19 protein-coding genes are annotated in these 23,766 nt (G+C 66.2%); 11 read left to right on the top strand and 8 right to left on the bottom strand.

Annotation, left to right across the window (positions count from 1 at the left end; all coding sequences use genetic code 11):
* The first annotated feature begins 29 nt into the window (after positions 1–29).
* From AC1RM6_RS09185 to AC1RM6_RS09195, 3 genes are all read left to right on the top strand, one after another.
* Entirely contained in the window at positions 30–857 is an 828-nt protein-coding gene (locus tag AC1RM6_RS09185) for a flagellin N-terminal helical domain-containing protein (protein ID WP_493100338.1), read from the top strand.
* A 300-nt stretch (positions 858–1,157) separates the two neighbouring features.
* Entirely contained in the window at positions 1,158–1,985 is an 828-nt protein-coding gene (locus tag AC1RM6_RS09190) for a flagellin N-terminal helical domain-containing protein (RefSeq protein ID WP_493100340.1), read from the top strand.
* Positions 1,986–2,166: 181 nt separating this feature from the next.
* Entirely contained in the window at positions 2,167–2,952 is a 786-nt protein-coding gene (locus tag AC1RM6_RS09195) for a hypothetical protein (RefSeq protein ID WP_493100342.1), read from the top strand.
* 112 nt (positions 2,953–3,064) lie between these two features.
* Here AC1RM6_RS09195 and AC1RM6_RS09200 read toward each other — a convergent pair whose 3' ends face one another.
* Positions 3,065–3,523: a Ros/MucR family transcriptional regulator gene (locus AC1RM6_RS09200; protein WP_493100344.1), complete on the bottom strand. Its 459-nt coding sequence runs from the start codon at positions 3,521–3,523 to the stop codon at positions 3,065–3,067.
* 518 nt (positions 3,524–4,041) lie between these two features.
* On the opposite strand from AC1RM6_RS09200, the gene AC1RM6_RS09205 reads away from it, so the two are divergent.
* Positions 4,042–4,275 carry a hypothetical protein gene (locus AC1RM6_RS09205; protein WP_493100346.1) on the top strand — a complete coding sequence of 78 codons (234 nt, stop codon included), beginning with the start codon at positions 4,042–4,044 and terminating at the stop codon, positions 4,273–4,275.
* A gap of 4 nt (positions 4,276–4,279) precedes the next feature.
* Here the strand turns inward: AC1RM6_RS09205 and AC1RM6_RS09210 are convergent, their stop codons facing one another.
* The 3 genes from AC1RM6_RS09210 to AC1RM6_RS09220 form a co-directional block, all read right to left on the bottom strand.
* The gene (locus tag AC1RM6_RS09210) at positions 4,280–5,323 is read right to left on the bottom strand and encodes a DUF7064 domain-containing protein (RefSeq protein ID WP_493100348.1); all 1,044 of its coding nucleotides are present in this window, start codon (positions 5,321–5,323) and stop codon (positions 4,280–4,282) included.
* A gap of 13 nt (positions 5,324–5,336) precedes the next feature.
* Entirely contained in the window at positions 5,337–6,491 is a 1,155-nt protein-coding gene (locus AC1RM6_RS09215) for a sulfotransferase family protein (protein ID WP_493100349.1), read from the bottom strand.
* A gap of 146 nt (positions 6,492–6,637) precedes the next feature.
* Entirely contained in the window at positions 6,638–7,234 is a 597-nt protein-coding gene (locus AC1RM6_RS09220) for a carboxymuconolactone decarboxylase family protein (protein WP_493100351.1), read from the bottom strand.
* Positions 7,235–7,314: 80 nt separating this feature from the next.
* Between AC1RM6_RS09220 and AC1RM6_RS09225 the strand changes: the two genes are divergently transcribed.
* The gene (locus tag AC1RM6_RS09225; protein WP_493100352.1) at positions 7,315–7,992 is read left to right on the top strand and encodes a TetR/AcrR family transcriptional regulator; all 678 of its coding nucleotides are present in this window, start codon (positions 7,315–7,317) and stop codon (positions 7,990–7,992) included.
* Between the two features lie 257 nt (positions 7,993–8,249).
* Positions 8,250–10,526: a TonB-dependent receptor gene (locus AC1RM6_RS09230; RefSeq protein WP_493100354.1), complete on the top strand. Its 2,277-nt coding sequence runs from the start codon at positions 8,250–8,252 to the stop codon at positions 10,524–10,526.
* 57 nt (positions 10,527–10,583) lie between these two features.
* On the opposite strand, the gene AC1RM6_RS09235 is transcribed toward AC1RM6_RS09230, so the two are convergent.
* Both AC1RM6_RS09235 and AC1RM6_RS09240 read right to left on the bottom strand, forming a co-directional pair.
* Positions 10,584–11,957, bottom strand: a complete 1,374-nt coding sequence (locus AC1RM6_RS09235) for a M20/M25/M40 family metallo-hydrolase (RefSeq protein WP_493100611.1) — start codon at positions 11,955–11,957, stop codon at positions 10,584–10,586.
* A 103-nt stretch (positions 11,958–12,060) separates the two neighbouring features.
* Positions 12,061–12,933 (bottom strand): metallophosphoesterase, encoded by an 873-nt coding sequence (locus tag AC1RM6_RS09240; protein WP_493100356.1) that lies wholly within the window; start codon positions 12,931–12,933, stop codon positions 12,061–12,063.
* Between the two features lie 188 nt (positions 12,934–13,121).
* Here AC1RM6_RS09240 and AC1RM6_RS09245 point away from each other — a divergent pair, with 188 nt between their 5' ends.
* From AC1RM6_RS09245 to AC1RM6_RS09255, 3 genes are all read left to right on the top strand, one after another.
* Positions 13,122–13,658, top strand: coding sequence for an RNA polymerase sigma factor (locus AC1RM6_RS09245; protein ID WP_493100358.1), 537 nt, complete (start codon positions 13,122–13,124; stop codon positions 13,656–13,658).
* Positions 13,655–14,557, top strand: coding sequence for a FecR family protein (locus AC1RM6_RS09250; RefSeq protein WP_493100360.1), 903 nt, complete (start codon positions 13,655–13,657; stop codon positions 14,555–14,557). Before AC1RM6_RS09245 ends, AC1RM6_RS09250 begins: the two co-directional genes overlap by 4 nt.
* Positions 14,558–14,656: 99 nt before the next feature.
* Positions 14,657–17,659, top strand: a complete 3,003-nt coding sequence (locus tag AC1RM6_RS09255; RefSeq protein ID WP_493100363.1) for a TonB-dependent receptor — start codon at positions 14,657–14,659, stop codon at positions 17,657–17,659.
* Positions 17,660–17,887: 228 nt separating this feature from the next.
* On the opposite strand, the gene AC1RM6_RS09260 is transcribed toward AC1RM6_RS09255, so the two are convergent.
* A complete protein-coding gene (locus tag AC1RM6_RS09260; RefSeq protein WP_493100365.1) occupies positions 17,888–18,805 on the bottom strand; it encodes a LysR family transcriptional regulator in 918 nt (305 codons plus the stop codon).
* Between the two features lie 99 nt (positions 18,806–18,904).
* Between AC1RM6_RS09260 and AC1RM6_RS09265 the strand changes: the two genes are divergently transcribed.
* Entirely contained in the window at positions 18,905–20,077 is a 1,173-nt protein-coding gene (locus tag AC1RM6_RS09265) for an MFS transporter (RefSeq protein ID WP_493100367.1), read from the top strand.
* Between the two features lie 16 nt (positions 20,078–20,093).
* A complete protein-coding gene (locus tag AC1RM6_RS09270) occupies positions 20,094–21,128 on the top strand; it encodes an aldo/keto reductase (protein ID WP_493100369.1) in 1,035 nt (344 codons plus the stop codon).
* Positions 21,129–21,146: 18 nt separating this feature from the next.
* Here AC1RM6_RS09270 and AC1RM6_RS09275 read toward each other — a convergent pair whose 3' ends face one another.
* Positions 21,147–23,630 carry a TonB-dependent receptor domain-containing protein gene (locus AC1RM6_RS09275; protein ID WP_493100371.1) on the bottom strand — a complete coding sequence of 828 codons (2,484 nt, stop codon included), beginning with the start codon at positions 23,628–23,630 and terminating at the stop codon, positions 21,147–21,149.
* Between the last annotated feature and the right edge of the window lie 136 nt (positions 23,631–23,766).

Consider the following 23,766-nt stretch of genomic DNA (forward strand, 5'->3'; position numbering starts at 1 on the left):
CCAACTTGTTACCGAGAAGGACCAATCTCATGACCGTCATCAACACCAATATCTCTTCGCTGCGTTCCCAAAATTCCAGCCGCATCGCCGACAAGATGCTGAGCACCGCCATGGAGCGGCTGTCGAGCGGCAAGCGCATCAACAGCGCCAAGGACGACGCCGCCGGCCTCGCCATTTCCTCGTCGATGACCGCGTCGGTGCGCGGCATGAACGTCGCGATCCGCAATGCCAATGACGGCATCTCGCTGGCGCAGACCGCGGAAGGCACGATGGCCGAAGTCGGCAACATGGCGCAGCGCATCCGCGAACTCGCGGTCCAGTCGGCCAACGGCACCTACACCTCGACCGATCGCACCAACCTGCAGACCGAGGTCACCGCGCTCCAGAACCAGATGATCGACGTCATCGCCAACTCGAAGTTCAACGGCAACACGCTGTTCAGCTCGAGCTCGGTCGCGACCAGCTTCGACATCCAGACCGGTATCGACGCGACCAACAGCACGACGACGATCACGATCGACGGCCTCGACAAGGTCGCGGCACTCTATGCGACGACGATCAAGGTCGATACCGCGTCGGCCTCGCAGTCGACGATCACCGCCGCCGATGCCGCGATCACCCAGATCTCGAACGCCCGTGCGACGCTCGGCGCGACCCAGAACCGCCTCGACGCCGCGGTCAACGTGCTGACCGCGAATGTCACCAACCTCTCCGAAGCGCGCTCGCGCATCGAGGACACGGACTTCTCGGTGGAATCGAGCGCGCTCGCCAAGTCGCAGATCCTGGCCCAGGCCTCGACCGCGATGCTCGCCCAGGCGAACCAGAGCCAGCAGAATGTGATGAGCCTTCTGAAGTAAGCGGCCCCCAAACAGGCCGCCTACCGGCCCCCGGCGCTCCGTTCCCCTGCGCCGGGGGCCTTCCGATCGAAAACCGGACACTTCGGAACCGCCACGCAAAAATAGCCCGCATCATGTGCCCCGCACCCGCGAGGCCCGAAAATCCTTCCGGCAGGAAACCCCGCAAAACCGGGGTTTCCTGGCCGCGTCCGGCAAAAGCGCGACCCTTCGTTAAAGGTCCGTGCCGGTCCGTCGTTACAGCAGTCGTGGCGAAGATGGGCTGACCCTTCCTCGCCGTGTTGCGTAGTGAAAGGATTTCGAATGGGCGTCATCAATACCAATGTCTCGTCGCTTCGGTCGCAGAATGCGAGCCGTCTCGCCGACAAGCAGCTCAGCACCGCCATGGAGCGGCTGTCGAGCGGCAAGCGCATCAACAGCGCGAAGGACGACGCCGCCGGCCTCGCCATCGCCGCCTCGATGACCTCGTCGATCAAGGGCATGACCGTTGCGGTCCGCAACGCCAATGACGGCATCTCGCTGGCGCAGACCGCGGAAGGCGCGCTCAACGAAGTCGGCAACATGGCGCAGCGCATCCGCGAACTGGCCGTGCAGTCGGCCAACGGCACCTACACCTCGTCCGACCGCGCCAATCTGCAGACCGAAGTCTCGCAGCTGCAGGCGCAGATGACCGACGTCGTCACCAACACCAAGTTCAACGGCAACACCCTGTTCAGCGCTGCCTCGACCGGCACCAGCTTCGCGATCCAGACCGGCATCGATGCGACTAACAGCACGACGACGGTCGCGATCGACGGCCTCGACAAGGTTGCGGCGCTCTATGCGACGACGCTCAAGGTCGACACGACCAGCAACGCCCAGTCGGCGATCACGGCCGCCGACGCCGCGGTCACCCAGGTTTCGACCGCCCGTGCGACGCTCGGTGCGACCCAGAACCGCCTCGACGCCGCCGTCAACGTGCTGACCGCGAATGTCACCAACCTGTCGGAAGCGCGTTCGCGCATCGAGGACGCCGATTTCTCGCAGGAATCGACCGCGCTCGCCAAGTCGCAGATCCTCTCGCAGGCCTCGACCGCGATGCTCGCCCAGGCGAACCAGAGCCAGCAGAACGTGCTGAGCCTGCTGCGCTAAGCAGGACCGATCGCGCGGCGCAACACCTCCGCCGCCCGACATGCCCCCGGCGTGGATATCCACGCCGGGGGTATTTTTTTGAGTCTGGCGATCCTTGGCTTCGCCTGGTTCCGCCATAGAGCCGATATTAACCTCTTTCCGGCACATAGGCTGCAAACCACAGACGTCCGGAACCAGCATCATGAACGCAAGCACAGGCGGATTCGACGAGGCGCTGAAGGCGCTCGAAGATCTGGAGAGCGATGTCGCCCGCCAGAAGGATCAGGCGGCGGTCGCCGTCGATCCGCTCGAAGGGCTCAGCCTCACGCCTTCGCTGGCCTTTTCGCAGGACGACGAAGAGTCCGTCTCGCAGCAGTCGGCGACGACCGACGACGATGATGACGACATGCTGTCGGCCTTCGCGCAGGAGCCGGCGTTCGCCCGCGAGCCCAGCTTCGCCGATACCTCGATCGACGATCTCGATATCGCGCCGCTGCCGCCGATGCCGCATGACGCGCTGACGTCGGCGCCGCTGCGCGCCGCGGCGCCCGCCGTCCCGGTCAAGCCGTCGCGCTGGCAGATGCTGCCGGCGGTGGCGGCCGGGCTCGGCGTGTTCGCGAGCCTGGTGTCGACGATCGGGCTGCTGGTCGCGGTGCGCACCGTCAACGAGGCTTCGCTGGTGGTGGCCGACGCGCGTGAGCGCCAGGTCCAGCTCGTCGCGGTCGGCAAGCTGATCGGCGATCTCGAAAAGCTCCGCACCCGGCAGATCGAGCTGTACAAGGTCCAGGCGGCGGCCACCGCGTCGGCGCCGCTCCGTGTCGACCAGTTCAACGCGCAGATGGACGGGTTGCGCAACGCGATCGGCCAGCGCGACCCCGACCAGACCGCGCTCAAGGCGGTCGCCGAGCAGCAGCGCAGTGTGTCCGACGCGCTGACCGTCATCGCCACCAAGCTGGGCCATGTCGAAGACCGCCTGTCCGGCCGATAGAGCATTTTCAAGTCGGGTGGAATCACCTGACGGCTCGGAAAATGCGGCAAACTAAAGCGTAAAAAAAGGCCGGGAGTGACCCCGGCCTGATCTTATCGCGGATGCGGCGCGATCACTCGGCGGGAGCGACTTTGCGCGGGCGTCCCTTGGGAGCGGGGGCGACGACCGGCGCGGGCTTGCGACCCAGGCCGATCTTGAGCGCGAGCTCCTTGCGGGTTGCGGCATAGGACGGCGCGACCATCGGATAGTCGGCGGGCAGCTTCCACTTGGCGCGATATTGCTCGGGGGTCATCTGATAATGGGTCATCAGGTGACGCTTGAGCATCTTGAGCTTCTTACCGTCCTCGAGGCAGACGATATAGTCGGGCTTGATCGACGAGCGGATCGACACCGCCGGCTCCTGCGCGGCTTCGGGTTCGGCGGCGGGGGTGCCGAGGCCGGCGAGCGCAGCATGGACATTGGCGATCAGCGTGGGGACGTCGCCGAGCGCGACATTGTTGTTCGAGACATGTGCCGCGACGATATCGGCCGTGATGGCGACGAGATCGGAGGCTTCGGAAATTTCAGTCATAAGGTGCGACCCTTTCGTTGTGGACGGCCCCTATAGGCCATCGTTTGCACAAATGTGAGTATTGGTTTTCGGCTTTGATCGAGTGGGTAGAGAAACATCGTCATTATCGACATCGGCAAATATAGACCATGTCGCATCAAATCGGAATGAGCCGATATGACCAAAGCGGTCGCGAATAGCATATAATCGAACCACCGCTTCCGATGTTCCGAAATTGCGCCAAAGAAAGGCAGCCGGATTTTTTCTGATAAAGTGCGACAGTTCGAATGATTGGCGGGAAAATCCGGGCGATTTTCTGCGCGTGATCAGCGAGCCAGAGACAGCGCGAGCGCGAGACCCGAAACGCGGCCCGGATGCCGCCGCCGATAAACCTGCCGGTGCGTGGTCGATGGCGGTTGCGCCGCATCGTTTCAAAGTCGCGATGCGACGGCCCGGCCAGTGGTGATTCCTTAACATAGGATAAGAACGCCTGGAATGATTGCGGGCTAAGGAAGGCGTCCCAGCACTCCGAGTCCGGCATGAACGAGAACGGCGACTATTATCTTGATCGTGCCGAAGCCGAGCTCGCGCTGGCGCGGGCGGCGGCGCATCCCGCGGCGGCGCGCGCGCATTATTTTCTCGCCGGCTATTATCTCGACAAGGCGCATGGCGATACGCCGCCGGTCGTCGAATATCCCGGAGCCGGCCCCGACGCCCTGCCGCACCTGCACGCGCCGGCCGCGGCGCCCCGGATGGGATGCGTCGCGGCCTGAACCGTCAGCCGATCGTGGTCAGGCTTTCGTGCGACGATCGCTCGATCATGCCAAAAGCGGTCTGCCCGTCCCACGAATAGCGCACCCCACCCTGCTGCAGGTTGAGTCCGCCGATATCGGGATTGCCGACGCGGAAGGTCGATAGCGCGGTCACGCCGCCGACGCTGATCGTGCCGCCTTCATATTCGAGCTCGAGCGAGGCATCGTCGCCGGCGCCGACGATCCGCCGCAGCCAGGGAATCCGGGTCGCGCGGGCCGGGTACATCCGGCCGTCCTGATAGACATAGCCTTCATTATAGGAACTGCCGTCGGCGCGTGGCGGATAGGCGATATAGCCGAAGGCGCGCCCGTCGGGGAACACCGCTGCCTGCCAGCAATGGCCGCGGAACCCGCCGAGCGGGCGCACGCTCTGCCGCTTGATCCGGGTGCCGAGACATTTGAAATCGTGGGTGGCGCCGTCGATGGTGAAGCTGCCCTGGCCGCGGAACTGATGCTCGAGCCGCCAGCCGATTCCCATGCTCTCCGCCTCGATCCGATCGGCCTCCGAGAGTTTCGCCACCTTTTCGGGGCTGTTGTCCTGGACCCAGCATGGGGTGACCATTTCGAGTTCGACCTCGAACCGCGCGGTGGTGGTGCGGCTGCGGTCGAGCGTGCCGGCGATCTGCTGGTCGACGGTGCCGTCGACCACGGTCCCGTCGAAGATCGTCACCCATTTGCGAAAGGGTTCGATGCAGCGAAAGCTGAGCGGCCCCGCGCCGAGCACGGTCGGCCGGCCGTCGGGGCCGAACGGCGAATGCGCGGCACCCATGCCGGCGCCGTTGAGGATGCGGCCGTCGGCAAAGGCGAAATTGCCCTGGACCCGGCGATTGTCCCAACTGCTCGCCTCGGCCTCGATGCCGAAGCGCGGAAAGCCGAAGGCGCCATTCTCCTCGAACAGCCAGACCGACATGCTCTCGCGCATCTCGGGATCGGCGGGCTGGCTCGGGAACACCAGCTCATGGTCCGCGGACAGGCCGCCGCTCCAGTCGGCGGGCAGGGATGTCGTCATCGCTCGGGTCTCCTCATGTCGGCATGGCCGCGGGGGCATAACGGTCGGCGTAAAAGGCGAAGCGGTGGCGCATCCCGTCGGCGTCGAGCCCGAATTCGGCCATCGGGGTGCGGGCATAAGACTGCGCCTCGAGCGGCTTGGCCTGCTGCCAGGCCTGCATGCGTGCCCGGGCGGTTGCGCCGAGCGTCTCGCCGGCGAAGTGATAGAGATCGGCGATCACCTCGACCGGTTCGGCCTGGAACGCCGCGAACTGGATGTCGAAGAAGCGTGCGTCGTGCCCGGCGTCGCGAAACGCGATCATCCGCCGCATGCCGACCTCGCAGAATTCGACATTCTTGGCGGCGATCGCGGCCTTGTCGACCGATGCGCTGAACGCCTGATGCAGTTCGAGATAGAGATCGCACACCGACGGCAGCACCGCCTCGATCGGCCGATGGGTCATCCAGAAGCGCGCGTCGGGAAACACCTCGTTCAGCGCGTCGATGAACAGGATGTGCGAGGGGTTCTTCAGCCGCCAGCGGGTCGGCGGGCAGCGCCATTGCAGCAGCTTCAGCACCCGCTTCACATAATGATAGGTCGGGACCAGGTCGGCCTCATAGGTCAGCCATTCGACATAGGAGGGAATCTCGACGAACGCCTGGAACAGCTGGGTCTTGAAGTCATAGCCCATGAAGGTCTGGCATTCGGTGGGCGAGGTCGCGGTGCTCGGCAGCATCGCCGTCATCCGCGGGAACATCCGCGCGCGCCGTTCCATCGCGACTTCGGCGCGGGCGATGCGCGGATCGTCATATTGGTGGGCGGTTTCGGGAGGCGGGCAGGGCATCTGCGCCTCCCAGCCCCGGATCGACCGGGCGGCCGGATCCTCGCCCAGCATGTGCGACAGGGCGGTCGACCCGGTCCGCGGCAGGCCGAGGCCGATCAGCGGCGCGACGATCTCCTGCTCGTCGATCTCGGGATGGCGCCGGTACCAGTCCTCGACCTGCAGCCGGTTGACCAGCAGATCGACGATCTGCGCGTCGAACCCGGCATGGCCCATGTCGGTCAGCCGCGCCTCGCGGTCGACCGCATCGACCAGCCGTTCGAGCCCTTCGCGGAACCCGTCGTTGCCGAAATGGTCGAGCGAGGCGGTGGCGCGCGCCCGGTCCAGCAAATTCGCGGCTCTGCCCATCATCCTCCCTCGTCGCCCGGCCATGCGGCCTGTGGCGCAGGCCGAACTTAGGCGGGCGGCCGGGACGGGCAATGGCCGAAAGCAATGATTGCGGGCCGAAGCTATGCGAGCCGGACATTTTGCACGGTGTCGGCCGTGGGCGGATCCTATTCGAGCGGATGCTCGGGGGTCTCGAACCCCGGCTCGACCTCGATCCCGAACGCGGCGGTGGCCCAGGCGGTCAGCACATAATGGCCGACGGTGAACACCAGATCCATCGCCATCTGCCGGTCGAGACGGCGGGTCACCTCGGCCCACAGCGCGTCGTCGATCCGCGAGGTCGCCATCAGCTGGTCGGCGACGCGCAGCACGCAGGCGTCGGCGGGCGACCAGAGCGCGGCATCGGCGCCCTGCTTGACCGCGTCGATCTCGGCGTCGGTCAACCCGATGCGCTTGCCCGAGCGGACATGATGATACCATTCATAGCCCGACTTGTGTCGCCAGCCGACCCGCAGGGTGACGAGTTCGCGCAGCCGGTCGGACAGGGTGGAATCGAGCAATATGTGGCGGCCGAGCGTGTAGAAGGCCGCCGCCAGCCGGGGATGATTGGCCATCGCGGTGGTCAGATGCGCCGAAGCGCCGAGCCGCTTGGTCGCCGAGGAGTCCATCACCGCATAGGCCGCGTCCTGTTCGGCGGTCCACCGGTCGGGCGGGATCAGCGGAATGCGGGGCGTGCGGGGGCTGGTGGGGGTGTCGTCGTTCATGCTCTCTCCGATTGTCGTTGCCGTTCGATGCCATCATCACAAGGTTGTAAGCGGCGGCGCCAAGCGCCTAGACTGGCGGCGTGACACCAGCCGTTCCCGCTCCACTCGATCCCCCGACCGCCACCCGCCCGCGCGGCCGGCCGCCGCTGCCCGAATCCGATGTCGCGGCGCGCCGCCTGCGGATTGTCGATGCCGCAGCGCGGATGTTCTTCGCCGAGGGGTTCGCCGAAACCACGCTCGAGGCGATCGGCCGCGAGGCCGGAGTCACCAAGCGGACGATCTACGAACTGATCGGCGACAAGAATGCGGTGTTTCGCGCGGCCTGCGCCAAGATGCAGGTCCAGGGACCGAAATTCGCCTTCCACATCCCGGTCGAGGGCCGCACGGCGCGCGCGGTGCTCGCGCATATGGCGCGCCAGCTCGTCGACCATGCTTTCAACAGCGAACTGATCGCGCTCGAACGCGCGGTGATGGTCGAAAGCACTCGCTCGCCGCAGCTGGTGGGCACGGTGGTTGCCGACGGCAAGGTCCGGCTCGACCGGGCGATCGCCGATATCTTCACCGAAATGGCCGCGAACGGCCTGATCCGTCCGGCGCCGTTCGATCGCGCGGCGGGCATCTTCTACGATGTCGCGGTCGGTGCCCGCGGCTTCCGCGCGGCGCTCGGCCATCCCGGCGAAACCCCGACCGACGCCGACCTGCTCGAGCGGGTCGACATGTTCCTCCACGGCTATCTGGAGCGCGTGGCCGCACCCTGACCGGCCCGCCGATTCGGCATCGATATCCTGTGTCATCATCACGCGGCCGCGGTTTTCTGCGGTACGCGGGCTGTCGGCTGTTGACATGAAAGCTTTCGACTCATTATTCCCCCTCTCGGTCCATAAAATATAACGACCGGAAGCGGGAGGGTGCCATGGAAAAAATCTCCATGCCGGCATGTCCCCGCCGACGGCCCGACACGGACCGATCGCCGCCGATCGACCGGCGCGGTCGTCACGACTGGAGAGGGGAAGACATGGCATTCGACAGGACATCGTCGCGCGGCATCGGGCTCGGCGCGCTCATGGGAACGGCACTGCTCGGCACACTCCCCGCAGCGCTCCACGCCCAGACGACGGCACCGGCCGCGGCACCGCAGGCGCCGCCCCAGGAGGGGCTCGAGGAGATCATCGTCACCGCGCAGCGCCGCTCGGAAAATCTCCAGGCGGTGCCGATCGCGGTCACCGCGGTCACCGCAAGCGCGCTCGAAAATGCCGGGGTCAACGCGACCAAGGACCTGCCGCAGATCGTGCCGAGCGTGCAGATGACCCGATCGGGCCCGAGCGGCCTGTTCTTCGTCCGCGGGGTCGGCACCACCAATGCCGCGGCGGGCGAGGAAGGCGCGAACGCCATCTATGTCGACGGCGTCTATCTCGGCGACCTCAGTCAGACGATCAACAATTTCAACAATATAGACCGGGTCGAGGTGCTGAAAGGACCCCAGGGCACATTGTTCGGGCGCAACGCCACCGGCGGCCTGATCCACATCATCACCCGCGAACCCGGCCAGGATCTCGTCGTCGACGGCCAGCTCGGCTATGCCAATTACGACACGGTCAGCGGCCAGCTCTATGTCGGCGGCCCGCTCTCCGACACGATCAGCAGCGACATCGCGCTGACCGGTTCGCATCAGGATGATGGCTGGGGACGCAACCTCACCCGCAACACCAGGAACAAGCTCGGCGAATATGGCGGGGTGCGTTCGAAGACGGTCGCGCATGCCGGCGAGACGGTGAAGCTCACGCTGTCGGGCGACTATTTCAAGAGCAAGGACAATTTCGGATTGGGCTGGCGGCTCGCCGACGGCACCGTCGGCACCGGCGGCAATCTGCCGCCGGGCGGCCATGACACGACCTCGAACGAGGCGGCGCTGACCCGCCTGCGGATCTGGGGTCTGAGCCTGACCGCCGAGGCCGATCTCGGCTTTGCCGATCTCACCAGCATCTCGGCGATGCGCCGCAACCGCAACCACAGCAATTTCGACGTCGATGGCGGGCCGGCCAACCTCGTCAACATCGACTATGTCGCGCTGTCGCGCACCTATCAGCAGGAATTGCGGCTCGCCTCGAACGGCAATGGACCGCTGTCATGGCAGGTCGGCGGTTTCTTCCTGCGTTCGGAGGCTGGCACCGACCAGCTCCAGAACGGTCTGGCGTTCGCGGCGTCGAGCCTGCGCCAGATCCACATCGTCTCGGACCTGAACACCGACAGCTATGCCGGTTTCGGCGAGCTGAGCTATGCGATCACGCCGACCACCAAGCTGACCGGCGGGCTGCGCTACACCAAGGATATCCGGAAGTTCGACGGCAACCAGACGCCGATGCTGCTGACCGGGGTCGAACTGGCGAAGACCAACGTCAAATCGACCCTCAAATATGGCGAGTTCACCTATCGTCTGTCGCTGCGTCAGGAACTGACCGACGACATCAACGTCTATGGATCGGTCAACCGCGGTTTCAAGGCGGGCGCCTACAGCCTGCAGAGCCCGACCAGCCCGCCGGTGAAACCGCAGTTCATCATGGCCTATGAGGTCGGCCTCAAGTCGCAGGTGTTCGACCGCCGGCTGCGGCTGAATCTCGCCGCCTATCATTACGACATCGACAATTATCAGGTGCGTTCGGCGGCGGCGGCCAATCCTGGCGCCAATCTGCTGCTCAACGCGGCGACGGTGAAGGTCGATGGTTTCGACGCCGAGTTCCAGGCGGCGCCGACCAGCCAGATCAACATCTTCGGCGGCTTCACCGCGCTCAAGTCGCGCTATGCGACCTTCGGCGGGCCGGGCGCGCCGTTCCAGGCGCCGATCATCTATCCCAACCCGGCGACCTGTCCCGCCAATCTGCGCGGCACCGAGGATCCGGGCGTGCTCGGTGCCGGCCCGCGCACCGGCGGCTACACCACCTGCTTCGGCGACGTGTCGGGCAACCGTACCCCGCTCGCGCCGAAATTCGCGGCGAGCCTGGGCGCGAGCTACAAGATCCCGGTCGGCGATACCGGCCAGCTGCGGCTGTCGAGCGTCTACAGCTATAATAGCGGCTATGTGTTCGAGCCCGACAATCTCGCGCGGCAGGGCCATTATGGTCTGTTGAACGGCTCGATCGAATATCGCCCGAACACCCATTGGGGGATCGAGCTGTGGGTCAAGAATCTGACCGACACCGATTATGCCGTGCAGGACCTCGCCACCGCCACCGGCATCACCGAGGTGCTCGGCGCGCCGCGGACCTATGGGGTCAACGCGAAGTTCGACTTCTGAGCGGCGGGGCCGGCCGGCACCCGTCGGGGCGCCGGCCGGCTGCGCAGATCAGCGGCTTCAGGGCTTGTCGGCATAGGCCTTGACCAGATCATAGAGGAAATCGCGCCCGACATAGGCCGACTTGACCTCCATCCGCTCGTTGAGGCCATGCGCGCCATTGCCGTCGGGGTCGCCCCAGATACCGGGTACGCCATAGGTCGGGATGCCGATCGGCGCGAGATAGGTGGCGTCGGTGGCGCCGGTCGACATCGTTGGGATCAGCGGCACCCCCGGGAAATAGCGCGCGACCAGCTTTTCGGCCGGGCCCATGATCTTCGGATCGAGCGGCGGCGGCACCGCGACCGGGCGCAGCCGTCCGACCATCGTCACCGTCACCTTGGGATCGCCGATCGCCGCGATCAGCGCGGCGCGGGTGGTGTCGCCATCCTCGCCGGGAACGATCCGGCAATTGACCGTCGCCTTTGCCCGCTGCGGCAAGGCGTTCACCGCATGCCCCGCTTCGAGCATCGTCGCCACGCAGGTCGTGCGCAGCACAGAATTGAGCGTGCGGTCGGTCGAGACCAGCGTCTCGGACGCATGGTCGGCCGGGTTCGCCGCCAGCTTGACCATCGCCTGGCCGATCGCGTCGGTGCGCGTCGCACCCGCCTTGGCGAAATAGGCGCGACTGGTGTCGTTGAAGCGCAGCGGGAATTTATAGCCGCGCAGCTTCTCGATCGCATCGGCGAGCTCGTAGATCGCATTGTCGTCGATCGGGATCGAGCTGTGGCCGCCGGCATTGACCGTCTGCAGTTCGAAGCTGCGGTTCGATTTCTCGCCGACCTGCATCGACTGGGTGAGCAGCTTGCCATGGCCGTCGGTGTCGCCGCCGCCGCCCTCGTTGAGCGCGAACTCGGCGGCGATCAGTTCGGGCCGCTTCTCGGCGAGCCACTGCGCGCCATTGACCCGCCCGCCCGATTCCTCGCCGCAGGTCAGCGCCAGCTTGATCGTCCGCCTGGGCTTGTAGCCTTCCTTTTTGAAGCGGATCAGCGTGTCGACCCAGGTCGCGACCATCGCCTTCATGTCGGCGGTGCCGCGGCCATAGAAATAGCCGCCTTCCTCGATGAACTTGTACGGATCGCGCTCCCAGTCCTCTCGCCGGGCATTGACCACGTCGAGATGGCCGAGCAGCAGCATCGGCCTGGCGCCCTTCGCGCTGCCGGGCAGGACCGCGACCAGCCCGCCGTCGAGCGGGAACTGGTCGGCCTTGAACAGGGTCAGCTGATCGTCGGCGAAACCCGCCGCCTTCAGCCGCGCCGCCATCTTCTCGGCAGCGAGGGTGCAGCTTCCGGTCGCGACCGAGCTGTCGGTCTCGACCAGCTCCCGGTAGAGATCGCGAAAGGCGAGCTGGTCGGGCCGCGGCTCGGCGGCACTGGCGCCGCCGGCAACCAACATCGCGACCGCACTGGCCGCGGCAAGACGATAAAGCTTCACGAAAACCCCCGAAATAGCTGATTTTCGAGGGTATTGCGGTAGCGGGTCCGCTGTCAAACCGCGGTCATCGCAGCGGCAGCACCATGTCCTGCTGGCGTCCGGTCCCATGCACCACCACCCGGTCCCCGAAGAACTCGAGCCGGGCATAGGATGTCTCCTCGGTATCGAGCATCGCCTTCAGGTTGACATAGTGAATGCCGGCGCGGGCGCCCTGATTGCCGTCATGATTATGGCCGTCGAGCCAGATCTTGACCGAGGGATGCCGCTCGAGCAGCGCCATCACCGCCCCGGCATTCCACAGATTGTGCGGATTTTCGGGGTAGAGCGGGAAATGGTCGAAGATCATCACCTTCAGCCCTTCGCGGTCGGCGCGGGTCAGTTCGGTGTCGATCCAGCGCATCTGCGCGTCGCCGATCCCGCCGTCCCACAAAGGCCTGTCGGCATAGAGCGCGGCATGGGCGGCCATGCTCCGGTCATGCTCGGGGCTGCCCTCGGCCCAGGCATAGCTGCTCAGGTCGTTGCCGTCGGTGACCAGGAACAGCCAGCCGCGATGGGTGAAGCTGTAATAGCGCGCGGGCATGCCGAGCTTCGCCGGCACCTGCGGCTTGTGCGCGTCGTCGACCGCGAATTCATGATTGCCGAGCACGAAATGCCAGGGGTGCCGAAGCTTGCGCGCGACCGGCAGCAGCGTGTCGTAGCTCGCCCAGTCGCGGTCGATGAAGTCGCCGAGATGGACCACGAACGCCAGCTTCTGCCGGTTGAAGTCGGCGACCGCGGCGGCCAGCTTGGTGGGGGTGGTATGATAGAGGCGCTGGCCGTTGTCGGGGGCGGCGGCATATTGGGCGTCTGCGATCGCGCCGATGCTGAAATCGGGCTTGTCCGTTGCACTATGGGCGGAACCGGCCGCACCCAGTGCGAGCAACGCGACAACCATCATCCGAAATCCCATCGACGTCCCTTCATCGGCCATGACCGACGGGGCTTAGGGCTGGCTCATGTCAGATCGATGATGGCGCGGCGCAAATTGCGGGCCGGGCGGCGACTGTCATGCGGGCTTCATCGAAGCGGCCTAGCGCAGCCGCCGAGGAAGCTTTTCCGGACAAGCCTGCACGCGAAAGGGCGTCGATGAACGAGATCGGGCTGATCGCCAGGCGGCGCCCCGGCGATGGCGAAGAGGTGCAACTGCGCAAGGCGCTCCAGCGCTTCGTCGATGGCCGCCTGCGCGATCGCGACGCCGGCGAGGATATCGTCCAGGAAACCTATGTCCGCCTTTATGATTATCGTCGCACCCGGCCGGTCGCCGATGTCGGGGCCTTCTGCTTCACGATCGCGCGCAATCTTGTCCACGACCATTTCCGCCGCCGCCGTGCCGCGCCGCAAACGACCGAGCTCGCCGATACGCTCGCCTGTCCGCAGCCGCGCGCCGAGGAGATCCTCGACTATCGCCAGCGGGTCGAGATACTGGTCCGCGCGTTGGGGGTGATGCCGCCGCTGCGCCGCGAGGTGTTCCTGCGCCGCCGGCTCGACGGTCTGCCCTGTGCGACGATCGCCGCCGATCTCGGCCTGAGCATCGCCGCGGTCGAGAAGCACTGCACCCGCGCGCTCGCCGATCTGCGCGCGACGCTCGAACGGCGCGGGCTGCCGGCGGGAGGTCGGCGATGATCGATCATGCCGATCGCGATCGCGCTGCCGCCGACCGCCCCGTCGCCGATGGCGATGCGCCGATTCTCGACGATCCGGCGCTGGCCGAAGCGCTGGCGCGGGTCGCGGCGATCGGGCGGCTGTCCGATGCCGATGTCCGGGCAATGCGCCGCTCGCGCCGCGGCGCGATGATGGCGGGCGGCGCGGCCGCGCTCGCGGTGCTGGTCGGTGTCGGGGCGTGGCAGGGCGGCATATTCGGGACCGTGCCGCGCCATTATGCGACCGCACGCGGCGAGCGGCTCGACCTGCGGCTTGCCGACGGCACCCGGCTCAAGCTCGAAGGCGCGACCAGCGTCAACATCGTCATCGATCGCGGCCAGCGGCTGGTCGAGCTCGAACGCGGCGAAGCCTATTTCGACGTCGCCCACGAACCCGACCGCCCGTTCGTCGTCCATGCCGGGGCGTCGGCGACCCGGGTGCTCGGCACCGCCTTCGACATCGACATGGCGCATGACGAGGTCAAGCTCGCGGTCTATCGCGGCAAGGTCCGTTTCGGAGATCATGATCTGGTCGAGGGCAGCGTGGTGGTGCCGGCGGGCTGGCGGTCGCGCTTCGATCGCAGCGGCGCGCAAAAGCCGGTGCGCTTCGACGCCTCGCAGCTCGACTGGCGGCAGAACTGGCTCGACACCGAAGCGATGCGGCTGGCGGATCTCGTCGACACGCTCAACCGCCGCGGCGGTCCGCTGATCCTGCCGCCGCCTGCGTCGCTCGCCCACATCACCCTCTCGGGACGTTTCAAGCTCGATGATCCGGCGCAACTGCTCGGTGCGATCGGCGAGGCCTACGGCTTTTCGGTGGTGCGCGCGGGCGATCGGATAAGGCTCGAACCCGTGGCGGGCGATGACGCAAAACCGTCATAAGTTCGACGCTGCACCGCAACAAAATTCTTTTGTCCTGCTACCGATCGAGGCCCGTCTTTCCCTGCAAGGCGCTGCGATGCGCTCTGCAAGGAGGACGACATGAACCGGACCAAGGCGATTTCATTGACGGCGCTGGCGATGGCGCTCGCGGTTCCGGCTGCGGCGCAGGCCGCGGCGGGTGACGGCAATTTCGGGCAGCAGATGCGGTTCGACATCGCCGCGACCGATCTGCGCGCGGGCATCTCGCAATTCTCGCAGGTCACCGGCGTGCAGGTGGTGGTGGCGCCGACCGCGGTCGCCGGGCAGCGGACCGGCGGGGTGCACGGCGCCTTCACGGTTCGCGAGGCGCTCGACCAGCTGCTGCGCGGCACCAACCTGTCGGCCTCGATCCGTGGTGCGGTGGCGGTGCTCAAGCCGGCGTCGGCAACGGTCCGTCCGGTTGCGCAGATCGTGCGCGGTCCGATCGTCGTCGCTGACGCGACCCCGGCGTCGGCCACCATCGCCGGCAATGCCGATACCGGCCCCGAGATCGTCGTTTCGGGCTATCGCCAGAGCCTGGCGATCGCGCAGGATCTCAAGCGGGGCGCGGTCGGTGCGCAGGACGACATCCTCGCCTCCGATATCGCCGCTTTTCCCGACCTCAATCTCGCCGAATCGCTTCAGCGCATCCCGGGCATCACCATCACCCGCGATTCGGGCGAGGGGCGCCAGATCACCCTGCGCGGCCTCGGCCCCGACTTCACCCGCACCCAGCTCAACGGCATGGAGGTGATGGGCAACACCGCCTCGGGCATGGACAATCGCGGTGCGGTCAGCCGGTCGCGCTCGTTCGATTACAGCCTGTTCGCTTCCGAGCTGTTCAACCATGTCTCGGTCCAGAAAAGCTACGCCGCCGAACAGGACGAAGGCGGCATCGCCGGCACCGTCCAACTCTTCAGCGCCAAGCCGTTCGACTATGCCGGCACCCGGTTCGTGGTGTCGGCCAAGGGGCAGACCAACGACAACACCAGCGGGGTCACTCCGCGCCTGGTCGCGCTCGCCTCGGGCCGCTGGGGCGATTTCGGCGCGCTGGTGTCGGTCGCCTATAGCGAGATCAAGAGCAACGAGTTCGGTTATCGCAACTGGGGCTGGGGCAAGGTCAAATATAACCCCGCCAATATCGGCCCCAACATCGACGCCGCCACCAACGCGCTGCTGCAGTCGGGCAATATCTTCGCGCCGACCGCGCAGTCGCCGTCGACCTGGTACACCGACCGCAAGCGGCTCGGCATCACCTCGGCGCTGCAATATCATCCGGGCGACGCCTTCAAGCTCGACATCGACCTGCTCTATGGTCGGCTGCAGGACCATCGCGACGACTATGCGATCGCCTCGGCCGGATCGAACGCGCTGACCGGGTCGCCGATCGGCGGCACCCAGGTGATCCAGTCGGCGGTGATCGACGGCGATACGCTGCGTGCGGCGAGCTATACCGGCATCGACCAGCGCTCCGAGCATCACATCGTCCGCAACCACACCGATTTCTACCAGGCGGTGGCCAATGCGAGCTGGCAGGCGAGCGACCGGCTGAGCTTCACCGGTCTCGCCGGTTTCGAGGAATCCGATTTCAGCCAGCCGGTGTTCGACAAGGTGTTCATGGAGGCCAAGAACATGGCGTTCAGCTTCGACACCCGCCCGCGCATCCCGGTCAACAGCTATGGGATCGACCTGACCAACCCCAGCCTCTGGTCGCTTCAGCGGCTCGACGTGCAGGAAAACAAGATCACCAACAAATATGCCAACGGCAAGCTCGACGCCGCCTACAAACTCGCCGAAAGCTCGACCTTCAAGGTCGGCGGCGAATATAAGCATTTCACCAACAGCGGCTATCAGTATGTCAACAAGGTCTTCCACAACGTCCCCGCCAACATCGCGATCCCCAACGACCTCAAGCAGGTGATCGGGCGGGATTCGCTGATCCCCTATATCGTCGGCGACGTCGACGGCATCTATGCTTATGTCGGCGATCCGCGCGATCTCAGCGCCAAATATCTCCAGGCGGGCAGCGACTATCGGGTCGAGGAAAAGACCTGGGCGGGTTTCGCCCAATATGATCTCGACACTTTTGTCGGCGGGATGCGGCTACGCGCCAATGCCGGCATCCGCTATTATTCGACCGACCTGACCTCGTCGGGGCATCTGACCGCGGTGGTGAACGGCGTCACCACCCTGCAGCCGGTGGCGATCACCACCAACAGCCATGGCTGGCTGCCCGCGGCCAATATCGCGCTCGACGTCGCCAGCGACGTGGTGGCGCGGGTCAGCGCCAATCGCAACGTCAACCGGCCGGCGCTCAGCGATCTCGCCGCCGCCGGCTCGATCACCACCCGCCCCAATGGCGGCAGCGTCAGCTTCGGCAATCCGTTTCTGAAGCCGTACAAGGCGACCTCGGTCGAGGGCTCGGTCGAATATTATATGGACCGGCACGGCTTCCTGTCGTTCGGCGTCTTCTACAAGAATATGGACAGCTTCACGACCCCGACCACCAAGCAGGTTCCCTACAGCGAGACCGGCCTGCCGCTGTCGCTGCTGATCCAGGGCCAGGACGCCAACACGATCTTCGACGTGTCGCAGCCGATCAACGGGCCGGGCGCCGACATCAAGGGGATCGAGGCGGCGTTCCAGCACGACTTCACCTTCCTGCCCGGCGCGCTCAAGCATCTCGGCATCGTGGTCAACGGCACCCGCTTCGACGGCCATCAGAAGGCGGTGATCAACGGCGCCACGGTGACCCTGCCATTGCTCAACCTGTCGAAATGGGCGGCCAATGCGACGCTCTATTATGAGGGGCGCAACTGGGGCGTGCGGGTCTCCGACGCCTATCGCAGCCGCTATCTGATCAGCGCGGGCGCCAGCGGCAATGTCGGCGACGCGATCAAGGCGACCAACAATGTCGACTTCCAGGCGCATTACAACATCACCCCGCGCATCCGACTGGTGGTCGAGGGCATCAACCTCACCGACGAGCCGATCGAACAGTTCGCTGACCTGACCGCGAAGCGCACCGAGGTCTACACCACCAGCGGGCGGACCTTCACCTTCGGGGTGAGCGCCGAATTCTGAGGGGCAGTTCTACTTTCCTCTCTTATCGGATCACACATCGGACTAAGCCTTGCAGATCCTCCCTAAACCGTAGGTTTGGGGAGGGGGACCGCGAAGCGGTGGAGGGGTCTGCGCAACATTGATAGCGCAGAAAACCCCTCCACCATCCTGCGGATGGTCCCCCTCCCCACGCTACGCGTAGGGAGGATCTGAGCGCGGCTGTCCTTCACTCCCATCAAGTGAGAAGGTTTAAATTAATCCCCCGGGCAGCCTGCACCGCTCCGCCACGAAATCGACGAACGCCCTGACCCGTGCCGGAACCGGGCTCGCCCCGCCCAGATAGACCGCGTGGATATCCTCGCCATCGCCGGGGTTGAGCGCCTCCATCACCGGCACCAGCGTGCCCGCGGCGATATCGGGGCCGACATGGAATCGGGCCAGGCGCGCGAGGCCGACCCCGCCGAGCGCGAACAGCCGGGCGACGTCGCCGTCGCTCGCGCGCGCCACCGTCGGCGGCAGCCGCTCCTCGATCCGGCCGTCGTGCCGGAACGGCCAGCCGCCGATCGTCCGCGCGAAGGTCCAGCCGATCCCGCGATGATGCACCAGGTCGGCAGGGCTGTCGGGGGTGCCGTGGCGCGCCAGATAGGCGGGGGAGGCGACGATCACCATCCGGCTCGCACCGAGCTTGCGCACCACCAGGCTCGAATCGCGCATCGGCCCGATCCGGATCGCGACATCGGCGCGCTCCTCGATCAGGTCGATCACCGTGTCGGACAGGATCATGTCGAGGCGGATATCGGGATGCGCGGCCAGGAAATCGGGGATCAGCGGCATCAGATAGCGCATGCCGAACGGGATATTGCTGTTGACCCGCAGCGGACCGCGCGGGGTCGCACCCGCCGCGGCCTCGCGTTCGGCCTCGTCGATATCGGCGAGGATCCGGGCGGCGCGCGCATGGAAGGCCTGCCCCTCGGCGGTCAGGGTGATACGCCGGGTCGAGCGGTTGAGCAGCCGCGCGCCCAGCCGCGCCTCCATCCGCGACACCAGCTTGCTCACCCCCGACGGGGTGAAGCCGCACGCCCTGGCCGCGGCGGTGAAGCCGCCAAGCTCGACGATCCGGACGAAAATCTCCATCTCGGCGGCGCGGTTGATGTCGGATCGCGGCATATTGTGACCTTGGTTCACAGATGATGGTCTTGATCGCCATCTAATTCATCATGCCGCCCTCGGCCATATCCGGGCCTCGATCCGATCCGGAGATATTCGATGCCCGTGGCCGTGTTGGCGCTTGCCGCCGGTGCCTTTGGAATAGGCACCACCGAATTCATCATCATGGGGCTGCTGCTCCAGGTCGCCGCGACGATGCAGGTGACCGTCGCGGCGGCCGGCCTGCTGATCTCGGGCTATGCGCTCGGGGTGTTCGTCGGCGCGCCGGTGCTGACCCTGGCCACCCGGCATATGCCGCGTCGCGCGGTGCTGCTGACGCTGATGGCGATCTTCACGATCGGCAACATCGCCTGCGCGCTCGCGCCGAGCTACGGCCTGCTGATGGCGGCGCGGATCCTCACCGCGCTCGCCCATGGCACCTTCTTCGGGGTCGGCTCGGTGGTCGCCGCCGGGCTGGTCGCGCCGGACAAGCGCGCTTCGGCGATCGCGACGATGTTCACCGGGCTGACCGTCGCGACCCTGCTCGGCGTGCCGTTCGGTGCCTGGATCGGGCTGATGCTCGGCTGGCGCGCGGCGTTCTGGGCAGTAGCTGCGATCGGCGTCGTCGCGCTCGCGGTGCTGGCGCTGTTCGTGCCGCGCGATGTCGGCAGCGATGCGCCGCCCGCGCCGGTCCGCACCGAACTCGCTGCGCTGGCGCGGCCGCAGGTGCTGCTCGGCCTCGCAATGACGGTGTTCGGCTTTGCCGGGCTGTTCACCGTCTTCACCTTCGTCCAGCCGATCCTGACCCGGATCACCGGTCTCCCGGTCGCGATGGTGTCGCCGATCCTGCTCGTCTTCGGCGCGGGGCTATCGGCGGGCAACCTGCTCGGCGGCCGCTTCGCCGACCGCAACCTCGATCGGGCGATCGTCGTAACGCTCACGCTGCTGATCGTCGTGCTCGTCGCGATGCCGCCCGCGCTGGCGAGCCGCCCGGCGGCGGTGATCGCGATCGGCCTGCTCGGCGCGGCGGCCTTCGCCACCGTCGCCCCGTTGCAGCTGCGCGTCCTCCAGCAGGCAGGGGCCGAGGGGCAGACCCTCGCCTCCAGCCTGAACATCGCCGCCTTCAACCTCGGCAACGCGCTCGGCGCCTGGCTGGGCGGGGTGACGATCGACCATGGCCCGGGCCTCGCCGCGCTGCCGCTGGTCGGCGCCGCGGTCACCGCCGCGGGCCTCGCCGTCGCGCTGTGGAGCATCATGCTAGCGCGCCGCGCGGCACAACCCCTCCTCGTCTAATATAAGGAGCATCGACATGGACTATCGCACCCTCGGCGCCTCGGGTCTCCGGGTTCCGGTGCTCAGCTTCGGCACCGGCACCTTCGGCGGCACCGGGCCGCTCTTTTCGGCCTGGGGCAATAGCGACGTCGCCGACGCGCGCCGGCTGATCGACATCTGCCTCGATGCCGGCATCACCCTGTTCGACACCGCCGACGTCTATTCGGACGGCCAGTCGGAGGTGGTGCACGGCGCCGCGCTGCGCGGCCGGCGCGACCGGGTGCTGATCTCGACCAAGACCGGATTGCCGACCGGGGAGGGACCGAACGATGCCGGCACCTCGCGCCATCGGCTGATCGGCGCGGTCGATGCCGCGCTCACGCGGCTCGGCACCGACTATATCGACCTGCTCCAGCTTCATGCCTTCGACGCCTTCACGCCGGTCGAGGAGGTGATGCACGCGCTCGACATGCTGGTCCGCGCGGGCAAGGTCCGCCATGTCGGCGCGTCGAATTTCGCCGGCTGGCAGCTGATGAAGGCGCTGGCGGTCGCCGATCGCCATGGCTGGCCGCGCCATGTCGCACACCAGGTCTATTATTCGCTGGTCGGGCGCGATTATGAGAGCGAACTGATGCCGCTCGGCCTCGACCAGAAGGTCGGCGCGCTGGTGTGGAGCCCGCTCGGCTGGGGCCGTCTGACCGGCAAGATCCGTCGCGGCCAGCCGCTTCCCGAAGAGAGCCGGCTTCATGACACCGCCCAGTTCGGTCCGCCGGTCGAGGAGGAACGGCTCTACCGCGTCGTCGAGGTGCTCGAGGCGGTTGCTGGGGAGGCGGGCAGGACGGTGCCGCAGGTCGCGCTGGCCTGGCTGCTGACCCGGCCGACGGTGTCGTCGGTGATCATCGGCGCCCGCAACGAGGCACAGCTGCGCGACAATCTCGGCGCAGTCGGCTGGAGGCCGACTGCCGACCAGATCGCCCGGCTCGATGCGGCAAGCGACACCATGCCGGGCTATCCCTATTATCCCTACCGGACCCAGGCGGGCTTTACGCGGCTCAACCCGCCGCCGGTATGAGCGGCGGCGGGCCGGATATCACAGGGCGTAGCGCAGCGATGCCGAGATCGTCCGGCCGTTGATGCTGCGGCCCCAGCCGATACCGTTGGTCGGCACCGTGCTCTGGGCGATCTCGAAGAAGCCGACCTTGTTGAACAGGTTGGTCGCGTTGACCATCAGTTGCACCCGCTCGATCGGCCGCACCTGGAGGAAGGCGTTGACCACGGTGAACCCGGGCATCCTGAGCAGATTGCTGTCCTGGGCATAGCTGCTGGTGATGGTGACGATGTTGGCGCCGACGGTCAGATGGTCGTTTTCGAACTGCGGGGTCGCCTCGAAGGTCCATTTGGGCTGGTGGCGCGGTTCCTTGCCGGTCAGCGTCGGATCGAGCTGATCCTCGGTGATCTTCGCGGTGGTGTAGGTCGCGCCCGCAGTGATGCTGAACGGGCCCGAACGCAGGCCGCCCTCCATCTCGACGCCCTTGGCGCGGTAGGAGCGGATGGTGCGGGTGGCCGAGCCGTTGAGCACATTATGGTCGTCGGCATCGGCGCGGAAGGCGGTCGCGTTGAACGTGGCGTTCGCCAGACGGAATTTCAGGCCGCCTTCGATCTGCTTGACCTCGTCATATTTGTCCTTGGCCTTGGGCACGCCGCCATCGGTGGTGCTGACCGCCGGGGTGAACAGGATCTTGTCGGCATTGGCGCGCCCGCCGCGGCTGTAGCGTCCGAACACCGACAGCGGTTCGGCGATGCGGTAGTTCACGCCCGCCGAATAGCTGAGATAATGATAGTTGTAATCGACCGGGGCCGGCTGGCCCAGCGGCAGGAAGGCGACCCGGGTTTCGGGCGCGCTGATCACGCCATTGCCGTTGATGTCGTAGGAGATCAGGCCGACGCGCCCGCCGCCGAGATCGGCGCCGACCAGCGAACCGTTCACCTTGCCGCTGTCGTAGCGCAGGCTGCCGCCGATCGCGATCTTGCCGACATGATAGTTCACCGAGCCATAAGGCGCGGTGACGTCATATTTGACGTCGAAGATGCGGCGGAAATTGCTGCCGTTGCGGCTATACGCATAATAGCCGCCCTGGGTCTGGGCCACGCCGGTGGCGCTGGTGACGTTGACCATCGCGGTGTCGCCGTCACCGGCGACGTCGGTATCGATCGCCGAATGCAGCCATTCGACATGGAGCTTCTGGATCGCCTTGTAGAGACCCGCGGTCGTCGTCAGGTCGCCGGTGCCGATCTTGAACACCCGGGTGGCGCGCAGGTCGTTGGTGAAGTTGTCGAGATTGCGGGCGCGGGTCTGCGCCATGTAGGAAAAGGCGAGCAGGCCGTTGCCGTTGACCGTCGCACCGATCGGCTGACCGGCATTCGGACCGGTCGCGTAGGTGGCGGTGGCGCCGGTGCCGGCCTGCGACGCCGCGAGCGCCGCGACCGTGTTGACCGCCGATGGGAAGACCCGCAGGAAATCGCCGTTATTGGCCGAATAGCGGACGCGCTCGCTCACCGTCCAGCCGGCGACGTCGAACTGCGCCTCGAGCCCCAGCGACTTGGACACCGGGTGCATGCCGTTCTTGACCGAATAGCTCGCCAGCTTGTTCTCGCCGTCGAGGGTCGTCACCGCGCCGATATAGGGCGATATCAGCGCATCCTTGCGGATGTCGAAATTGCTGAAATTGCTGATCACCGGCTTGTCGTTGGTGCCGGTGATGCGGATCGGATAGGGCGCGAAGGTCGGCGAGCGATCGTCGAGATATTTGGCGTAGAGCCGGATATAGCCATTGGCGAACTGCTTGGTGATGTTCGCCTTGATCTGGCCGCCCTTGTAGCCGGTGAAGCCGATGTCGCGCGGACCTTCGCCCGAGCGGTAGAAGCCGCCGACATGGAAGCGCAGCGTGTCGCTGAGCTTGCCGCCATAATCGGCGTCGATCCGCTTCTCGTCATAGTCGAGCCCGCCGGTGAACTGGATCGCGCCGCCCTGGGTTTCGCCGGTCTTCGAGATCAGGTTGATCACGCCGCCGGGCGAATCCGAGGCGAAGGTCGACGCCGATCCACCGCGGATCGATTCGACCTGGGCCAGGTTGAAGTCGGCGCGCAGGAAGACGTCGGCGGCGACGTTGAAGATGTCGCCGAATTCGAGCGCGGGTAGGCCGTCTTCCTGCAGTTGCATATATTTGGAACCGCCGGCGGCGAGCGGGAGGCCGCGCACGGTATAGTTGGCATTGCCTTCGCCGATCCCGGATTCGACCCGCAGGCCCGGCATCGTGCGCAATATGTCGGCGAGCGGCCGGGGACCCAGCTTCTCGGCCTCGCTGCCCCTGAGCGCGCTGGTCGAGGTCGCGCTGTCGAGCCGGTCGCGGCCCTTGGCGACGCCGGTCGAGAAGACCTCCTTCTCGCTCGCTTTCGATTTTTCGCCGTCCTTCGGTGCCTTTGCGGGCGAGGGCGGCATCGCGGCGTCTTGCGCCAGTGCCGGCACCGCGACCAGCAAGTGCGCGCCGGTCAGCAGGAAAATAGCCTTCTTCATTACACCCTCGTTCACAAAATCAGGACTGTCCGTCGCTTCGAACTGATTGGACGGTGTCGCGTTGATTGCCCCAGCTACGTAGTTTCACCGGGAGTCGTGAAGATTTGGTTGATGAAAAATTAGCCATCTTCATCTT

This window comes from Rhizorhabdus sp. GW822-FHT03C02 (assembly GCF_058801765.1).